This is a genomic window from Methylorubrum suomiense, assembly GCF_022179765.1.
Classification (GTDB): Bacteria; Pseudomonadota; Alphaproteobacteria; order Rhizobiales; family Beijerinckiaceae; genus Methylobacterium; species Methylobacterium suomiense.
The window spans coordinates 94430-110520 of record NZ_BPRE01000011.1; the positions used below are offsets into that span (position 1 = coordinate 94430).

Genomic DNA, 16091 nt, shown 5'->3' on the forward strand with positions numbered 1-16091 from the left:
GCCGGAGACCGTGCAGAAGGCTCAGGCGGAGCCGTGAGGCCGGGCGCGGGCGGCCAGCGCCTGGGTCGCCCGGTCGAGGATGACCGCCACGATCACGATGCCGATCCCGGCCTCGAACCCGGCGCCGGCCTCGAGGCGCTGGATCGATTGCCAGACCGCACGTCCGAGACCGCCGGCTCCGATCATCGCCGCGATGACCACCATGGAGAGGGCGAGCATCATGGTCTGGTTCACGCCGGCCATGATCGTCGGCAGCGCCAGGGGCAGCTGCACCTTGAACAGTTTCTGGGTGGCCGAGCTGCCGAAGGCATCGGATGCCTCGACGAGTTCGGACGGCACGTTGCGGATGCCCAAAGCGGTGAGCCGGATCACCGGCGGCACCGAGAACACGATGGTGGCGAAGCAGGCCGACACCGCACCGAGCCCGAAGAACGGCAGGGCGGGGATCAGGTAAACGAAGCTCGGCAGCGTCTGCATCATGTCGAGGACCGGAGAGAAGGTCCGCCATGCCCGCCGGCTCAGGGCGAACCAGATACCCACGGGGATACCGATCACCAGGGCCGCCAGCGTCGCCAGGATGACGAGCACCAGCGTCTCGACGGTGGCCTGCCACAGGCGCAGGTTCCAGAGGAACAGCAGGCCGGCCAATGTCAGCAGGCCCACCTTGCGGCCGCCGATTTTCGCGGTGGCGAGTGCGGCGACGGCGATGGCCAGCCACGGCGGCACCGCGACGAGGGCCGTGGTCAGCGCCTCGATCCAGTCCGAGACCGTGCGGCTGACGGCGCGGGTCAGCCAACTGCCATGTTCGGTGAGCCAGTTGAGGGCGTCGTCGCTGAGCGTGTCGAGGGGGAATTTTGGGATGTTCCAGTCCATCGCTCCGCTCCTGCCGGTTTGGTCTGTGTCGGTGAGTGGTCGTGATGCGCGTTCGGGCGCGCGGCGAGGGCACGGACGATGTCGCGGCTCGTGATCGGGCCGATCAACCGCCCGTCCTCCGCCACCACCGCCACGGCACCGCCATCGGCGACCTGACCGAGCACCGCATCGAGGCGGGTGCCCGCCGAAACGACGCCGGGATCGAGATCGAGGAGGCCCGACACCGTGTCGCCGACACGGGCATTGGCCAGGCGTTCCGCCCGCACGCGCCCGACGAAGCGCCCGTCTTGGTCTGCGACGAGCCAGCCATCGCTGCCGCCCGCCGCCGTGCGCAGCCGCGCCTCGGCCACGGTGTCGGTCGGAGACAGGACGATCGCCGCACGATCCGCGACCTGCTCGGCCCGCATCACCGCGGCGAGATCGATATGTTCGACGAAGCGACGGACATATTCGGTCGCCGGCCGTGCCACGACCTCTTCGGGTTGGCCGATCTGAACCACCTCACCGTCCTTCATCAGGACGATGCGGCCACCCAGCGCCACGGCCTCGTCGAGGTCGTGCGAGACGAAGACGATGGTCTTCTTGAGTTTGCGCTGCAGCTCACGCAGCTCTGCCTGCATGTCCCGGCGGATGAGCGGGTCAAGGGCGCTGAAGGCCTCGTCCATCAGCAGGATATCGGCGTCCGCGGCCAGGGCGCGGGCGAGGCCCGCCCGCTGCTGCATGCCGCCCGACAGCTCGTGGGGATACTTACTTTCCCAGCCCTTGAGACCGACCAGCTCGATCGCCTGCATCGCGGCGTCCGTGCGCTGCTTGACCGGTACGTTCTTGATCTCGAGGCCGAACCCGACATTCGACAGGATGGTGCGGTTCGGCAGCAGCGCGAAATGCTGGAACACCATGCCGAAGGTTTTCTGGCGGAAGGCGAGCAGCTCCTTGCGGCCGAGCCGCGTCACGTCCACATCATCGACCAGAATGCGCCCGACCGTCGGCTCGACGAGGCGATTCATACACCGCAGCAAGGTCGATTTGCCCGATCCGGAAAGCCCCATCAGGATCAGGATCTCGCCCTCACGGACGTCGAAGGAGATGTCGCACAACCCGACAACGGCACCGCAGGCTTCGGCGACTTCGGCCTTGCGCTTCCCCCGAGAGATCAGATCGACAGCTTCGGCATGATTAGAGCCGAAGATCTTGCTGACATTCTCTAGGGTGATGCGGCCCATGTGCTTCAACCTCTTCGGAGTAGCGCTTCCCGCCACTCGCGGCTTGGCGCCCGCGGCAGTGAATGTCTTAATCTATGATGATGAAAAGCTAGCCTTGCCGCAGTCCGCAGCTTGTCCGCCTGCGACACTTTCTTCCGCGACTCCGACATGAGTGGAAGTTTAGCGTAAGAAGCTCTTGCCGCGCTGCAGCATCGGCAGCAATTTCGGCAAAATGACGTAATATGATGCACAGTCTGATCGCGTGCTGTGCAATCGACGCCTCTCCGCCCTTGTAGACTAAGCCGCGACGAATATCACGACGCCTCGTGGGAGGCGCGATTGTCGCTCCAAGCGGGTTGTCCGGGCGGTTCGAATGAGGGCGGAGCCACTCGATGGAGGGCTGAAAGCGCGTCCGCCCCAGCGTCAGATCTGGCATGGGGACGGGCAGGATTGCGGCGGCCCGATCCCTGATCGCAATCCCGGCCCAGTTGAGGACGACGGACGTCAGTCGCTCACGCCCATGCCTCGGCGGCCCTTCGGATGGGGCCGCGACTTTGCGCCGATGGTTCCCGCCGGTCGGCCCCTACGCCTTCATGCGGACATAGGTGCCGGGTGCCGGCCCGAGGGACGGCAGGGCCCCCTCACCGGGAATCCGGGCGGGTACGCGCTCCGGGGCCTGTTCCTCGATCCAGCGGAACCAGTAGGGCCACCACGAGCCCTCGTGCTCGGTGGAATTCTCGATCCATTCCTCGAACCGGCCCTTGGCGGGACCGCCGGTGCGGAAGCCGTATTTCGGTTTCTTGCCGGGCGGGTTGACGACGCCGGCGATATGGCCCGAGCCGGCCAGCACGTAATCGACCTTACCGCCGAACTTGCCCGAGCCTTCGAACACCGAGAGCGCGGGCGCGATGTGATCCTCGCGGGTGGCGAGGTTGAAGACCGGTACCTTCACCTTCTTCAGGTCGAGGCGCACGTTGCCGAGCACCATCTGGCCCTTGGCGAGCGTGTTGTTGAGGTAGCAATTGCGCAGATAGAACGAGTGATTGGCGGCCGGCATCCGCGTGGCATCGGCGTTCCAGTAGAGAAGATCGAAAGCCTGGGGCGCCTTGCCCTTCACGTAGTTGTTGACGACGTAGGACCAGATCAGGTCGTTCGGCCGAAGCATGTTGAAGGCGTTGGCCATGCGCGCGCCTTCGAGATAGCCGCGCTCCTCCATCCGACCCTCGATGGCCTTAATCTGCTCCTCGTCGGCGAAAACCTTCAGGTCGCCCGCATGGGTGAAGTCGACCTGGGTGGTGAGGAAGGTCGCGCTCTTGATGCGGCGGTTCCCCGTGGCGGCCTGATAGGCCATCGTCACGGCGAGCAGCGTGCCGCCGACGCAGTAGCCGGCGGCCGCGACCTCATTCTCTCCGGTGGCGACGCCGATCATGTCGATGGCGGTCTCGATCCCCTCGCGCATGTAGGACTCGAAATCCTTGTCGCGGTGGCGCTCGTCCGGGTTCACCCAGGAAATCACGAAGACGGTCAGGCCCTGGCTGACCATCCAGCCGATGAGACTTTTCTGGGGGTTGAGGTCGAGGATGTAGAACTTGTTGATCCAAGGCGGCACGATCAGGAACGGACGCTTGAGGACCGTCTCGGTCTTGGGTGCGTACTGGATCAGTTCCATCAGCTCGTTGCGGAACACGACCTCGCCGGGGGTCACCGCCACGTCCTCGCCGAAGGTGAAGGCGTTGAGATCGGTCTGGCGCACCCGCAACTGACCGCCGCCGGCTTGGATGTCCTCCTGCAGCATCTTCATCCCGCGTACGAGATTCGCGCCGCCCTCCTCCAAGGTCTGCCGCAGCAGCTCCGGGTTGGTCATCACGAAGTTCGACGGTGAATAGGCCGAGAGCAACTGGCGAAGGTAGAATTCGGCCTTGTGACGGGTGTGGTCGTCGATCCCCTCCGCCTTCTCGACCATTTCCTCGGCCCATCGGCTGAGGATGAAATAGCTCTGCTTGATGATGTCGAAGACGGGATTCTTGGTCCAATCCTCGTGGGCGAAGCGCTTGTCCTTCGCATCGGTCTGGGCGACTGGACGCGCCTCGCCTCCCTGCATACGCGCGGCGGTGGAAGCCCATAGGGCAGCGAACGATTCGGTCAGCCGGGTCTGAGCCCGCAATGCCTTCTCGGGATCGCCGAGCCAGGTCTCCGCCACTTTCGTGAGGGTGCGGGTCATCTCGTCGATTTCGTCGGTGCCCTGAACCGCACCGCCCTGGCCCATCCGCTCGAACGGTTGGAGGGAGGCGGCGGCCGACTGCCGAAAGCTCTCGGCGAGCTGGTTGGCGTTACGGGCAATCGTCTCGAAATCCGGCGCTGCCGGGCTGGTCCGCTCCGTGGCCACGCGAGTCCATCCTCCCGTTCCGGGCCGTCCATCCACCCCGAAGGAGCGCGGTAGGCCTCGTTTCCGACAATTTAACGCTCCAGGCAGGACATGTCGCCGTCCGCAGGTCCCATTTTCAGACCGTTGTCATGCTCGTGAGCCGTATTCTCCGCGCCATCGCCCTGGCCGTGCCGGTTCTGGCGCTCGTGGCCGGCTGTTCCGGTGATGTGAGCCCGTTGAAGACGGCCTTCACTGGGGCGGGCTACGGCCCCAAGGAAATCGAAGCGCCGGACTTCGTGGCCGCTTCGCGCAAGGCCGATACCGGCTACATGCCGGTGGGCGAATCGGCCCCCAGGCCTGCCCGCGCCCGCAATGCCGAGGGTCAGAAGGCTCTACAATCGGAGCTGGAAGGTGCCCGCACGCGCAACGAGGCCCGGGGACGCGCCGCCGAGGGCGCGGCCAAGGCGACCGCGCAAGGGCTGGCGCCGCCGCAATGAGCGCCGATCTGCGGATCGCTCCACCGAGGAAGGGGCGTGTTGGCCTTATTGGCCGCTCGTGCGCCCGCATCGCGAAGCCAACCGCGAAGAGCGCTCCGCGCAGCAGCCTCGGCCCCCCTGGCGCAATCGCCAGAGTCGCGGATGCGACAGCCGGCGCTCGAGGCCGTCGAGAATGACAAAAAACCATCGGCGTGCGGCCGTGCCGATGGTAAACAGCCCGATTCCCTGCCGCCGACGACATGCGGAGGGAAGGTCCCGCGACACCGGACAGATCCCGCCATGACCGATTTTCACCGCATCAAGCGCCTTCCGCCCTACGTCTTCGAGCAGGTGAACCGGATCAAGGCCGCCGCCCGAGCCCAGGGGGCCGACATCATCGATCTCGGCATGGGCAATCCCGATCTCGACGCGCCGCGCCACGTGATTGAGAAGCTCGTCGAGACAGCGGGCAAGCCCCGCACCGACCGCTACTCCGCCTCCAAGGGCATCGCCGGCCTGCGCCGGGCCCAAGCGGGCTACTATCAGCGCCGCTTCGGCGTGAGCCTGAACCCCGACACCCAGGTGGTGGCGACGCTCGGCTCCAAGGAGGGCTTCGCCAACATGGCCCAGGCGATCACCGCGCCGGGCGATGTGGTGCTGGTGCCCAACCCGAGCTACCCGATCCACGCTTTCGGCTTCCTGATGGCCGGCGGCGTGATCCGCTCCGTGCCGGCCGAGCCGACCCCGGCCATGTTCCCGGCCCTCGAAAAGGCCGTAGCCCACTCGATCCCGAAGCCCGTCGCGCTCGTGGTCTGCTATCCCTCGAACCCGACCGCCTACGTCGCGAGCCTCGATTTCTACCGCGACCTCGTCGCCTTCGCGAAGAAGCACGAGCTGATCCTGCTGTCGGACCTCGCTTATGCGGAGGTCTATTTCGACGACGCCAACCCGCCTCCGTCCGTTCTGCAGGTGCCCGGCGCCATCGACGTGACGGTTGAGTTCACCTCCCTGTCGAAGACTTTCTCCATGGCCGGTTGGCGCATGGGCTTCGCGGTGGGCAACGAGCGGCTGCTCGCGGCGCTGACGCGGGTGAAATCCTATCTCGATTACGGCGCCTTCACGCCGATTCAGGTCGCGGCCACCGCCGCGCTCAACGGACCGGACGACTGCATCAAGGAGATGCGGGCGACCTACAAGAAGCGCCGCGATGCGCTGATCGAGTCCTTCGGCAAGGCCGGATGGAAGCTGCCGGTGCCTCAGGCCTCGATGTTCGCCTGGGTGCCGATACCGGAAAAGTACCGGCCGCTGGGGAGCTTGGAATTTTCCAAGCTGCTGCTCGAGAAGTCCGACGTCGCGGTGGCGCCGGGCATCGGCTTCGGCGAGCACGGCGACGATTACGTGCGCATCGCCCTCGTCGAGAACGAGCAGCGCATCCGGCAGGCGGCCCGGAACATCCGTCGCTTCTTCGACAATTCCGATCGTACCCTGCACAACGTGGTGCCGATGCAGAAGGCCGTCTGATCCGGGAACGGCGATGGGGAGATCTCATCGCCGTCCGCCTCAACGGTGCCGGGCCCTCACCCTCGGACGGATCGGCAGCGATGCGGCGCGGGTCGATCACATGTGGCGGGCGGGCGACAGCCCTGCGCAATCGGCTGCCCGGTTCGTCCTGACGGCGTCGGGAAGCTTGTCAGTGGGGCCGTCCGTCCGCAGGGTCGTCTTCCGTCCCGCTGCCGGGCTTCGTGCCCGGTGGCCGGGTTGCGTCCCGAGGATCCGCATGCGCCGCTTGAAGCTCTTCGCCGCCCTGGCGCTCGTCGCCGCCGCCGGAGCCTGCGCGCCCCACCCGATCGTGGCCCGCGACCCGGTACCGGCCCCGTCCCCCGACGAGGCCTATGATTGCCGCACCACGCCGTTCCTGCTCAACGCCTACCGGACCGGCTGCGAGCAACGCCTGCGCGAGCGGCGCACGGTGCTCCAGTCGAAGGGCTGAGGCATCAAGCTTTCCTTGTCAGGTTTCGGGTTTGATCGAAGCCGACAGCCAGCGCCCCCTCCCCTCGACAGGGGCGCCGAGACAGACGCCCTTCGGATCAGGAGCCGCCCTTGGCCCATGCTCGCCTCCTCGTCGCCGCCCTGCTCGGGTTGACGATCGCCGACACCGCCCTCGCCCAGGGCGTGGACGATCTGCTCTACGGCGGCGGGCGCGGGCCGCAGGTCCTCGAGGTCGATCCGGACATCAGCCGCTTTCCCGGCCCGCCGATCGGCAAGGACGGCCAGGATCTGCGCGCGATCGGTGCCGTGCCGGTCCCGACCGTGATGAACGGCCGTAGCTTCGGCATGACCGGAAACGACTATTACAACGACATGAAGGTCCTGACGCCGAAAGGTCCGCGCCGGAACTCCGAGACCTATATGCTGGCCCCGGCCTATCGTTCGCCGCCGCTGCGCTGACAGATGTTAGGCCGAGCCATTGGAGCTCGGCCACGCCCGTCCCGCTCCTACTTAGGACGTGTGCCAGGGGTGGAAGGCCCTTAAGAAGCGTCTCAGGCCAGGGGCCGACGACGCGGATTGGGATTGCGATCGGCCTCCCCCTCGCCGTGGGAGGCTTTCTCGTAGGCAGTGACGATGCGGCGCACGAGGTCGTGGCGGACCACGTCCACGTCGCGGAAGCGCACACGGCCGATCCCCTCGACGCCGTCCAGGACATTGACGGCCTCCACGAGGCCGGATTTCTGCCCCGGCGGGAGGTCGATCTGACTCGGATCCCCCGTGATGATCATGCGCGAGTTCTCGCCCAGCCGCGTCAGGAACATCTTCATCTGCATCGACGTGGTGTTCTGCGCCTCGTCCAGCAGCACCACGGCATTGGTGAGGGTTCGCCCCCGCATGAAGGCGAGCGGCGCGATCTCGATGATGCCGGTCTGGAGACCGCGATCGACATGGCGCGCCTCCATGAAGTCGTAGAGTGCGTCGTAGATCGGCCGCAGATACGGATCGACCTTCTCGCGCATGTCGCCCGGCAGGAAGCCGAGCCGCTCGCCGGCCTCCACTGCGGGACGCGAGAGGATAAGCCTCTCCGCGTGGCCCTGCTCCAGCAGCGAGACGGCGTGGCCGACCGCCAGCCAAGTCTTGCCCGTTCCCGCCGGCCCCTCGGCGAAGACGAGTTCGTTGGCGCGCAGCAGCTTGATGTACTCGCTCTGCGCCGCGTTGCGGGCCCGCACGGCGCCGCGCTTGCGGGTGGCGATCTGCTCGAAATGCTCCCGGCCGGGATCCGCCGTGATCTCGGCCGAAGGGAACAGGTTGCCCTGAACGGTGACCTCCTGGATCGCCCCGTCCACATCGCCGAGCGTCAGCGGCGTCCCGCCCTTCTGGACGCGGAGATAGAGCCGCTCGAACACCCGCCGCGCCTTCTCGGCCGCATCGGGCGCGCCCTTGAGGACGAGATGATTGCCGAGCGCCGTGCCGGTGACGCCGAGACGCCGCTCGATATGCGCGACGTTCTGATCGTATTGCCCGAAGACGAGGCTCGCGAGGCGATTGTCGTCGAAGGTCAGCGAAACCTCGACGGTTTCGGCGAGGCCGGGGCGCCCGGCGGAGGGACTTTTACCACGGCCGGTGGGGCCGCGGGCGGACGCAACGTCAATCGGCACGCAAGGATTCCTGCCTCGTTGTGCCTCTCATATAGGTCATGCGGCGGCGGCCGCATCGGGTAGCATCTCGCCGAACAGGCTGTTGGAGCCCGACCGAACGATGCGCACCGGGACCAGCGTGCCGATGGTCGAGGCCGGGGCATCGAACTGAACCGCCTGGAGATGCGGCGTCTTGCCCGCGACCTGTCCCGGATGGCGCCCGGCCTTCTCGACCAGAATTTCCGTCACGGTGCCGACGGACGCCTCGTTGAAGGCGTGGCGCTGCGCATCGAGCAACTGCTGAAGCGCGGCCAGCCGCTCGGTCTTGATGCTTTCCGGCACCGCGTCCTCGCGCTCGGCCGCGGGCGTGCCGGCCCGCGGGCTGTACTTGAACGAGAACGCCGCCGCGAAGCCGATATCGGAGACGAGACGCATGGTCTCGGCAAAATCCGCGTCGGTCTCGCCGGGGAAGCCGACGATGAAGTCCGAGGAGAGCGCGATGTCGGGCCGCGCCCCACGGATGCGGTCGATCAGCCGCCTGTAGGCATCGCCGGTATGGCGCCGGTTCATGGCGTGCAGGATGCGGTCCGAGCCCGACTGCACCGGCAAATGCAGGTAGGGCATCACCAGCGGGTTGACCGCATGCGCGCGGATCAGGTCGTCCGCGAAGTCGTTCGGGTGGCTGGTGGTGTAGCGCAGGCGCAGGAGGCCCGGCACCGCGGCCAGGGCATCCATCAGCGCGCCGAGCGTCGCCGGAGCGCCGTCGGCGCCGTCTCCGTGATAGGCGTTGACGTTCTGACCGATCAGGGTGATCTCGCGAACCCCGCCCTCGACGAGGCGGCGCGCTTCCTCGACCACCGCGGCGACCGAGCGGGAGACTTCGGCGCCACGGGTATAGGGCACGACGCAGAAGGCGCAGAACTTGTCGCAGCCTTCCTGCACGGTGAGGAAGCCGGTGACGCCGCGGTTGCGACGGGCCGGTAGGTGATCGAACTTGTCCTCGAGCGGGAACTCGGTGTCGACGACGCGGCCCTCGCGGGCCTGACGCAGCAGGTCGGGCAGGCGGTGATAGCTCTGCGGGCCCACCACCACGTCCACCGCCGGCGCACGGGACAGGATCTCGCGGCCCTCGGCTTGCGCGACGCAGCCCGCCACGACGATGCGGGTCTCCTGGCCGGCTTCCGCGCGCTCCCCCTTGAGGACGCGCAGGCGACCGAGTTCCGAATAGACCTTCTCGGCGGCCTTCTCGCGGATGTGGCAGGTGTTGAGGACGACGATGTCGGCCTCTTCCACCATCTCGGTGGGGGCATACCCCTCGGCCGCCAGCACGTCGGCCATGCGGCCGGCGTCGTAGGCGTTCATCTGGCAGCCGTAGGATTTGACGTAGGCTTTCTTCAAGATCGCAGACCCTGCCGCCGGCTTGGGCGGTGTCGTTGTTCGAAGCGGTATGGACTCGACTGCCGCGCCCTCTAGCACGCTTACGCCCGAAGGACGATGCTCCCGCCGATTGCGAAGGCCTGACCCGTGAACCTGCAGAACGATTCCGCCTTCTTCGCCCTGCTGGCCGACAGTCATCGCCGCCTTGTCGGGCGCCCGCTCGTGTCGGACGCGACGGCCGATGCGGCCTGGCTCTACGCGGTGGCGCCCTTCGCCGTGCTCGCCCACGACACCTCGGCCGATCCGCTCTTCGTCTATGCCAATCGCGCGGCGCAGGCCGCCTTCGGCTACGATTGGCAAGACATCATCGGCATGCCGTCGCGACTGTCAGCGGAGGCGCCGGAACGGGCCGAGCGCCAACGCCTGCTCGACGCCGTCGCCCGCGATGGATTCGTCGCGGATTACCGCGGCGTGCGGATCGCTCAATCCGGCCGGCGTTTCCCGATCACGGACGGGGTGGTGTGGCAGCTCGTCGATGCGGCGGGACGCATCCATGGGCAGGCGGCCACGTTTCCGATTGCGGTGTGAGCGAACCGTTCGCGGATTGGTCTCTCCGCTCAGATCGCAGCGACACCCGGCGCCGATACATCCGCACCCTCGTGAGCCGGTGCCGGACGCGTCGGTCGCGCCGGGGACGTGCCGCCCCGCGTCTCGCGCAGAGCCTGCCGCACCGCCGATTCGGCTTGCGCCGCGGCCAGCTTGCGGTCGGTGGCCGCGTCGAACGGGATCGGCGGACCCCAGGCGATGTGAACGTCGATGGGCCCCCGGGTGGCGAACAGACCGAGATGGGGGGCGAGCTCCATGTCGCCGTACCACGCCACCTCCGGCCGCTCCGCCCGCGTCACCGGCAGTCCGTTGCGGCGCGGATAGCTGAGCGCCAAGGGCTGCAGCCGGATGCGGGCAAGGCCGCCGGTTTCCGCCGCGAGCGCCGCGCGGGCGGCCCCGACGAGGGAAGAGCGGAACGGCAGAAGGTGCAGGCCGTCGCCGGTCGTGCCTTCGGCGAACAGCACGATGAGATCGCCCGAGGCGAGACGCTGCCCGACGGTGGCGTTGACCTGGGCGGTGGCGGCGCGCTTGGCCCGCTCGATGAAGACCGTGCGCTGAAGCTTGGCGAGCCCGCCGATCAACGGCCAGCCCTCGATTTCGGATTTGGCCACGAAGGAGAGGGGGCGCAACGAGCCCAGGGCGACGATGTCGAGCCAGGACACGTGATTGGCGAGAACGAGGGCCGGCTCGCCCGGAGGCGGCGGCGTGCCGCTCTGCGTCACCCGCACCGAGAACAGGCGCAGGAACAGGCGGTGAAACCAGACCGGAATGCGCGCGGCGAGTCGTCCACGCCCGAACTTCAGGCTCACCATATGCGGGACGATGACCAGCAGGAAAGCCAGCGCCTGCACCGCCAGACGCAGGCCGATGCCGAGCCGGGTCATCGGACGAGGGACGGGCCGATCACGCGAGCGCCGCGCTCATGGTGAGTGCCGTGGCCCTGTTGCCGTTGGGCAGCGGGTAATAGCCCTTGCGCTCGCCGATCTTCACGAAGCCGGCCCGCGTGTAGAGCTTGAGCGCCGGGGCGTTGCCCTCGTCGACCTCGAGATGAACCGTGCGGATGCCGGCGAAGGCGAGCGCGGTCAGGTGTTCGCGCAGCAAGCGGTGGCTGTGGCCGCCGCCGCGGGCGGAGGGTGCCAGCACGATGGTCAAAATCTCCGCCTCGTCCGCCGCCTTGCGCGAGAGGACGAAGCCGATCACCGAGCCGCCGCGCCGCAGGGCATGCGCCTCGGTCGAGCGCTCGCACAGCAGCCGCTCGAATTCATGGGCAGCCCAGGGACGGGCGAAGGCGGTGGCATGCAGGGCCTCCAAGGCGGCGGCCTGGCCAGCGTCCCGCAGGGGTGCGACGTAGGGCGTCGCGCCCCAGGCGTCCCACCATGCCGACCACCAATCGAGGGCCCAGAACGGGGAGAGCGGCCGATTCATGCCCGCGCGATCCTGGCATGGTCTTGAGGCCGAGCGTCCGGGCCTCGCAGGTAGAGGGGGCGCGGCAGGGCCTGTGCCGGATCGGCGACGAGGCCGAGCGAGGCGACCCAGGCGATCTGCGGCGCGCCGGTGGCGGCGATCTCGACGGGCAGGCCCGCCGCCTCCGCGGCCGACGCGAGCGCCGCAGCCCCGGTACCGGTGATGATGGTCCGTCGGTGCCCGAGCAGGGTCACCGCCTCGGCGATGGAGAGATGGCGGGGCGGGATGACCACGCCCTCGGCCACGCTCATGGCCTGCAGGTAGAGGGCGCCGTGGCGGGCATCGATGGCCGCGACGATCAACGCCTCACCGTCGAGCGCCAACTGCGGCGCGAGCAGGGCCGAGAGCGTCGTGACTCCGACCACGGGGATGCCCGCTGCGAGCCCGACGGCCCGCGCCGCGGACAGGCCGACCCGCAACCCCGTGTAGCTTCCGGGGCCGACGGTGACCGCAACGCGCGACAGACTGGAGAAGCCGCCGTCCACCCGCGCCATCACCCGCTCGATCAGCGGCAGCAGGGCCTCGGCATGGCCGCGGGCGAGCGGCATGGATTCCTCGGCCAGCAAATCGTCGCTCGCGTCGGTGGCGATGCAGGCCGCGCAGGCGTCGAGCGCCGTATCGATGGCAAGTATCCGCAATCCGTCACACCCATCGACGGCGGCTGGTCGTCGGTCCGCCGGATCGTCGTCCCAAGGTCTCGATTCCGCAGCGCCCGCCGTAGATCGGCAGGCGCCCGGTCCGTCACTCTAAGCCGAAACGATCGGCCGCGTCAGCGCATCTCCGCGTGGCCTCCCCAGGAAGCCGCGCGGGTGTTGCCGTGGAGCCAGGGGCCGTTATCAGACCGCCTGAACCTCGCGGACCGAGGGCAGGAAGTGGCGGAACAGGTTCTGCACACCCTGCCGCAGAGTGGCCGTGGAGGACGGGCAGCCCGAGCAGGCACCCTTCATCTCGAGATAGACGATACCGTCGCGGAAGCCCCGGAAGGTGATGTCGCCCCCGTCGCTCGCCACGGCCGGCCGTACCCGGGTCTCGAGCAGGTCCTTGATGGTCACCACCGTGTCGTGGTCGGCCTCGTCGTAGAACTCGTCGGTGGTGTCGTCCTCTTCGAGAACCGCGCCCGCGGCGAGGACCGGGCGGCCGGACTGGAAGTGGTCCATGATCGCCCCGAGCACGGCGGGCTTCACCTGCGGCCACTCATTCACGCCCTCGGCCTTCGTGACCGAGATGAAATCGTGCCCGAAATAGACGCCGGACACGCCGGGCACCGCGAACAGGGCGGAGGCCAGGGGCGAGCGCTCGGCGCTGTCCGCGTCGCGGGCTTCGAAGGTTCCCTCGGGCAAGACCACCCGGCCGGGCAGGAACTTCAGGGTTGCGGGGTTCGGTGTGGCTTCGGTCTGGATGAACATGGCTCAGAAATCCTCGTCCGCTGGCGCCGGTTCAAGGCCGGCCGGGAACGGTGGCGAGTCGCGTCGGGCGATCCGCCTCCGCTTCCCATGTGGACCGGACGAGACGGATTCTCAACTGCGGGCGCGGGCGCAGCACCGTCACCGGAGCTGGCACGGATCGATGCGCGGCTTCTCGCGACGAAGCCGGATCGAGGCCGCGGCAGGGGTATCCCGACGATCGAGCGAGGCCATCGACAAAGCGGACGACATCGGATACAGCGCGGCCCAACTCACAACAGGATGCCGAAATCCTGACGCCCGGCCCTCGCCGGACGGGCGCAACGGCAGGAGCTTACCATGAACATCATCGAGCAGATCGAGCGGGAAGAGATTGCCCGCCTCAACAAGACCATCCCGGATTTCGAGCCGGGCGACACCGTGATCGTCAACGTCCGCGTGAAGGAAGGCGAGCGCACCCGCGTCCAGGCTTACGAGGGCGTCTGCATCGCCCGCGCCGGCGGCGGCCTCAACGAGAACTTCACCGTCCGCAAGATCTCCTACGGCGAGGGCGTGGAGCGCGTGTTCCCCGTGCACTCCCCGATGATCGACTCGATCAAGGTGGCCCGCCGCGGTAAGGTCCGTCGCGCCAAGCTGTACTACCTGCGCGACCGTCGCGGTAAGTCGGCCCGTATCGTCGAGCGCAGCGACCGCGCCGAGAAGGCTGCCAAGTCTCAGAAGGCGGCTCCCGCCGCCGAATAATCGTTTCGGCGTATCGCGCCGATCCGATCGAGGCCCGCTCCGAGATGCTCGGGGCGGGTTTTTTGTTTTTGCCCGTCGCCGATCATCGGCATCGCGGATCAGGTTGCGCTCTCATCCACGCGGACCGATCTTCGGATTGCGGGAAGATGGACGAGGCGGCCTTCCCTTTCCAACTGAGTAGCCGCCCTCACCAACTTATACAGCGTGAGGTCTTCGGGGCTGCTCAGGATTTCGCCTCAGACCCAGAACGTCGTCTCAAAGCCGGTCCGGTTTCACCTCCCGCCAGAATGGGGGCGGACGCGGCCTGGCAGGTAGCCAGGCCGCGCAACGTCATGCACCCTGGGCCATGGCTAGAGGCGGCCGGGACTCGATCGTGGGCTCGCTTTGCCGTCAGGGCGACAGGATCCCTGGTAGAATGCCGGGACGACCGGTTCGAACGCTGCCTGGACCCTCAGCCGAAGCCGAGCCCGCAGCATCACCCCCGCCGTAGCGCCGCCAGGACCTTGCCACCCGGTCGACCGGTGGCCGGCATACCGAGCTGGCGCTCCACGTCCTTGATCGCGTCGCGGGTCTTGGCGCCGACCTTGCCGTCCGGTTCGCCGACATCGTAGCCGCGGGCGATCAGGCGCGATTGCAGATCACGGCGCTCGGCCCGCGACAGCGGCGGGTCGTCGGTCGGCCACTCGGCCTGAACGCCGGGGCGTCCGCGCAGGCGGTCCGACAGGACGGCGATGGCGAGCCCGTAGGATTCCGCGGCGTTGTAGGAGTAGATCGCGTCGAAGTTCTTGGTCACCAGGAAGGCGGGACCGTCGATGCCGGCGGGGGCGATGATGCCCGCGGGCCCCTCCCCCGTCAGCGGGCGCCCATCGACCCGGGTGACGCCGAGGGACGTCCAGTGGCCGACCGCATGCTTGTTCTTGCGGCCGGCGGCCGCGACGTTGAAGCCGCGCGGCAGCCTCACCTCGTAGCCCCAGGGCTGCCCGTTCGACCATTTGGCGACCCGCAGGAAATTGGCGGTCGAGGCCACCGCATCCGCCACGGAATCGACCACGTCGCGCCGGCCGTCGCCGTCGCCGTCGACCGCCAGTCTCTGGTAGGTCGTCGGCATGAATTGGGTTTGGCCGAAGGCGCCGGCCCAGGAGCCGGTCAGCCGCGAGGCCTCGATGTCGCCCCGCTCGATGATCTTCAGGGTCGCGATCAATTCGCCGCGGAAGAAGTCGCGGCGGCGATTGCCCGAGCAGGCCAGCGTGGCCAGCGATTGCACCAGCGGCATCTTGCCGAGATTCTTGCCGAAATTGGACTCGACGCCCCAGACGGCCGCGATGGTGTGGCGATCGACGCCGTAGCGGGCCTCCGCGTTCGCGAGGGCCTGGGCATGCTGGCGCATCGCCGCGCGACCGTCCTCGACCCGCTCCTCGTCGACCAGGGCCGACATGTAGTCCCAGATCGGCGTCTTGAACTCCGGCTGGGCCTGGGACAGCTCGATCACCTTGTCGTCGTAGACGATGCCGCTCGTGGCGGCCCGGAACGTCTGGGCGGAGACCCCGGCGCCCGCCGCCTGCGCCTGGATGCCGGCGAGGCAGGACTGGAAGTCGGCGCGTGCCGGGATGGCGGACAGCCCCGCGGCGAGGGCGATGGCGATCAGGCTGGCGCGAACGGTCGGCGTCGGCATAGTCCGGTGTCTCCGGCTTATCGGATGCGTCTTCGAGCCTGATTCAGGCGACACGAGGGTTAACGAAGGGTGACGCGGTCTCGTCCCTGGCAATCGGACCATCCTCTCGAATTGACGCAGGGCCGCTTCTCGTCTAGCAGGCGCGGACGAACGGGGCTCCTCAGCGGGGCCCCGCATCGTTTTCATGCGCACCCGCGAGCGGCAACGTCCGCTCTGTCGTCCTCGGACAGCTCCGGCCGAAGAGGAAAAGGAGGGCGCGTTCCTCACGTATCTTGTTCCAGAGGAA

Annotated in this window: 16 protein-coding genes; 6 read left to right on the forward strand and 10 right to left on the reverse strand. The window is 67.9% G+C overall.

Annotation, left to right across the window (positions count from 1 at the left end):
• Positions 1–21: 21 nt before the first annotated feature.
• The 3 genes from MFF26_RS17605 to MFF26_RS17615 all read right to left on the reverse strand — a co-directional run bounded on the left by MFF26_RS17605 (position 22) and on the right by MFF26_RS17615 (position 4461).
• Positions 22–873, reverse strand: coding sequence for an ABC transporter permease (locus tag MFF26_RS17605; protein ID WP_137827154.1), 852 nt, complete (start codon positions 871–873; stop codon positions 22–24).
• Complete coding sequence (locus tag MFF26_RS17610; protein ID WP_137827155.1) at positions 789–2096, reverse strand: quaternary amine ABC transporter ATP-binding protein; 1308 nt, start codon at positions 2094–2096, stop codon at positions 789–791. Before MFF26_RS17610 ends, MFF26_RS17605 begins: the two co-directional genes overlap by 85 nt.
• A 562-nt stretch (positions 2097–2658) precedes the next feature.
• The gene (locus tag MFF26_RS17615; RefSeq protein WP_137827156.1) at positions 2659–4461 is read right to left on the reverse strand and encodes a PHA/PHB synthase family protein; all 1803 of its coding nucleotides are present in this window, start codon (positions 4459–4461) and stop codon (positions 2659–2661) included.
• Positions 4462–4589: 128 nt separating this feature from the next.
• Here MFF26_RS17615 and MFF26_RS17620 point away from each other — a divergent pair, with 128 nt between their 5' ends.
• The 4 genes from MFF26_RS17620 (at position 4590) to MFF26_RS17635 (ending at position 7364) form a co-directional block, all read left to right on the forward strand.
• Positions 4590–4937 carry a hypothetical protein gene (locus MFF26_RS17620; protein WP_137827157.1) on the forward strand — a complete coding sequence of 116 codons (348 nt, stop codon included), beginning with the start codon at positions 4590–4592 and terminating at the stop codon, positions 4935–4937.
• A gap of 279 nt (positions 4938–5216) precedes the next feature.
• Positions 5217–6437 carry an LL-diaminopimelate aminotransferase gene (locus MFF26_RS17625; RefSeq protein WP_137827158.1) on the forward strand — a complete coding sequence of 407 codons (1221 nt, stop codon included), beginning with the start codon at positions 5217–5219 and terminating at the stop codon, positions 6435–6437.
• A gap of 256 nt (positions 6438–6693) precedes the next feature.
• Positions 6694–6906 carry a hypothetical protein gene (locus MFF26_RS17630; protein WP_137827159.1) on the forward strand — a complete coding sequence of 71 codons (213 nt, stop codon included), beginning with the start codon at positions 6694–6696 and terminating at the stop codon, positions 6904–6906.
• A gap of 110 nt (positions 6907–7016) precedes the next feature.
• Positions 7017–7364 carry a hypothetical protein gene (locus MFF26_RS17635; RefSeq protein ID WP_137827160.1) on the forward strand — a complete coding sequence of 116 codons (348 nt, stop codon included), beginning with the start codon at positions 7017–7019 and terminating at the stop codon, positions 7362–7364.
• 92 nt (positions 7365–7456) lie between these two features.
• On the opposite strand, the gene MFF26_RS17640 is transcribed toward MFF26_RS17635, so the two are convergent.
• Both MFF26_RS17640 and miaB read right to left on the reverse strand, forming a co-directional pair.
• On the reverse strand, positions 7457–8563 hold the full coding sequence (locus tag MFF26_RS17640) for a PhoH family protein (RefSeq protein WP_137827161.1): 1107 nt from the start codon (positions 8561–8563) through the stop codon (positions 7457–7459).
• A gap of 36 nt (positions 8564–8599) precedes the next feature.
• Positions 8600–9940, reverse strand: a complete 1341-nt coding sequence (gene miaB, locus MFF26_RS17645; RefSeq protein ID WP_137827162.1) for a tRNA (N6-isopentenyl adenosine(37)-C2)-methylthiotransferase MiaB — start codon at positions 9938–9940, stop codon at positions 8600–8602.
• Positions 9941–10066: 126 nt separating this feature from the next.
• Between miaB and MFF26_RS17650 the strand changes: the two genes are divergently transcribed.
• The gene (locus MFF26_RS17650) at positions 10067–10507 is read left to right on the forward strand and encodes an MEKHLA domain-containing protein (RefSeq protein WP_137827163.1); all 441 of its coding nucleotides are present in this window, start codon (positions 10067–10069) and stop codon (positions 10505–10507) included.
• 29 nt (positions 10508–10536) lie between these two features.
• Here MFF26_RS17650 and MFF26_RS17655 read toward each other — a convergent pair whose 3' ends face one another.
• The 4 genes from MFF26_RS17655 to MFF26_RS17670 form a co-directional block, all read right to left on the reverse strand.
• Positions 10537–11409 carry a lysophospholipid acyltransferase family protein gene (locus tag MFF26_RS17655; RefSeq protein WP_137827164.1) on the reverse strand — a complete coding sequence of 291 codons (873 nt, stop codon included), beginning with the start codon at positions 11407–11409 and terminating at the stop codon, positions 10537–10539.
• A 19-nt stretch (positions 11410–11428) separates the two neighbouring features.
• Positions 11429–11950: a GNAT family N-acetyltransferase gene (locus MFF26_RS17660; protein ID WP_137827165.1), complete on the reverse strand. Its 522-nt coding sequence runs from the start codon at positions 11948–11950 to the stop codon at positions 11429–11431.
• Positions 11947–12627 (reverse strand): tRNA (adenosine(37)-N6)-threonylcarbamoyltransferase complex dimerization subunit type 1 TsaB, encoded by a 681-nt coding sequence (tsaB, locus tag MFF26_RS17665; protein ID WP_137827166.1) that lies wholly within the window; start codon positions 12625–12627, stop codon positions 11947–11949. Before tsaB ends, MFF26_RS17660 begins: the two co-directional genes overlap by 4 nt.
• Before the next feature lie 198 nt (positions 12628–12825).
• Positions 12826–13395: a NifU family protein gene (locus tag MFF26_RS17670; RefSeq protein WP_137827167.1), complete on the reverse strand. Its 570-nt coding sequence runs from the start codon at positions 13393–13395 to the stop codon at positions 12826–12828.
• A gap of 336 nt (positions 13396–13731) precedes the next feature.
• Between MFF26_RS17670 and rplS the strand changes: the two genes are divergently transcribed.
• On the forward strand, positions 13732–14133 hold the full coding sequence (gene rplS / locus MFF26_RS17675; RefSeq protein WP_137827168.1) for a 50S ribosomal protein L19: 402 nt from the start codon (positions 13732–13734) through the stop codon (positions 14131–14133).
• Between the two features lie 475 nt (positions 14134–14608).
• Here the strand turns inward: rplS and MFF26_RS17680 are convergent, their stop codons facing one another.
• Positions 14609–15805: a lytic murein transglycosylase gene (locus MFF26_RS17680; protein WP_137827169.1), complete on the reverse strand. Its 1197-nt coding sequence runs from the start codon at positions 15803–15805 to the stop codon at positions 14609–14611.
• Between the last annotated feature and the right edge of the window lie 286 nt (positions 15806–16091).

Bases quoted from the DNA above. Each gene is read 5' to 3' on its own strand.
- MFF26_RS17630 (WP_137827159.1), top strand. From the start codon at position 6,694: ATGCGCCGCTTGAAGCTCTTCGCCGCCCTGGCGCTCGTCGCCGCCGCC.
- rplS (WP_137827168.1), top strand. From the start codon at position 13,732: ATGAACATCATCGAGCAGATCGAGCGGGAAGAGATTGCCCGCCTCAAC.
- MFF26_RS17605 (WP_137827154.1), bottom strand. From the start codon at position 873: ATGGACTGGAACATCCCAAAATTCCCCCTCGACACGCTCAGCGACGAC.
- MFF26_RS17625 (WP_137827158.1), top strand. From the start codon at position 5,217: ATGACCGATTTTCACCGCATCAAGCGCCTTCCGCCCTACGTCTTCGAG.
- MFF26_RS17670 (WP_137827167.1), bottom strand. From the start codon at position 13,395: ATGTTCATCCAGACCGAAGCCACACCGAACCCCGCAACCCTGAAGTTC.
- MFF26_RS17660 (WP_137827165.1), bottom strand. From the start codon at position 11,950: ATGAATCGGCCGCTCTCCCCGTTCTGGGCCCTCGATTGGTGGTCGGCA.
- MFF26_RS17680 (WP_137827169.1), bottom strand. From the start codon at position 15,805: ATGCCGACGCCGACCGTTCGCGCCAGCCTGATCGCCATCGCCCTCGCC.
- MFF26_RS17655 (WP_137827164.1), bottom strand. From the start codon at position 11,409: ATGACCCGGCTCGGCATCGGCCTGCGTCTGGCGGTGCAGGCGCTGGCT.
- MFF26_RS17610 (WP_137827155.1), bottom strand. From the start codon at position 2,096: ATGGGCCGCATCACCCTAGAGAATGTCAGCAAGATCTTCGGCTCTAAT.
- MFF26_RS17620 (WP_137827157.1), top strand. From the start codon at position 4,590: ATGCTCGTGAGCCGTATTCTCCGCGCCATCGCCCTGGCCGTGCCGGTT.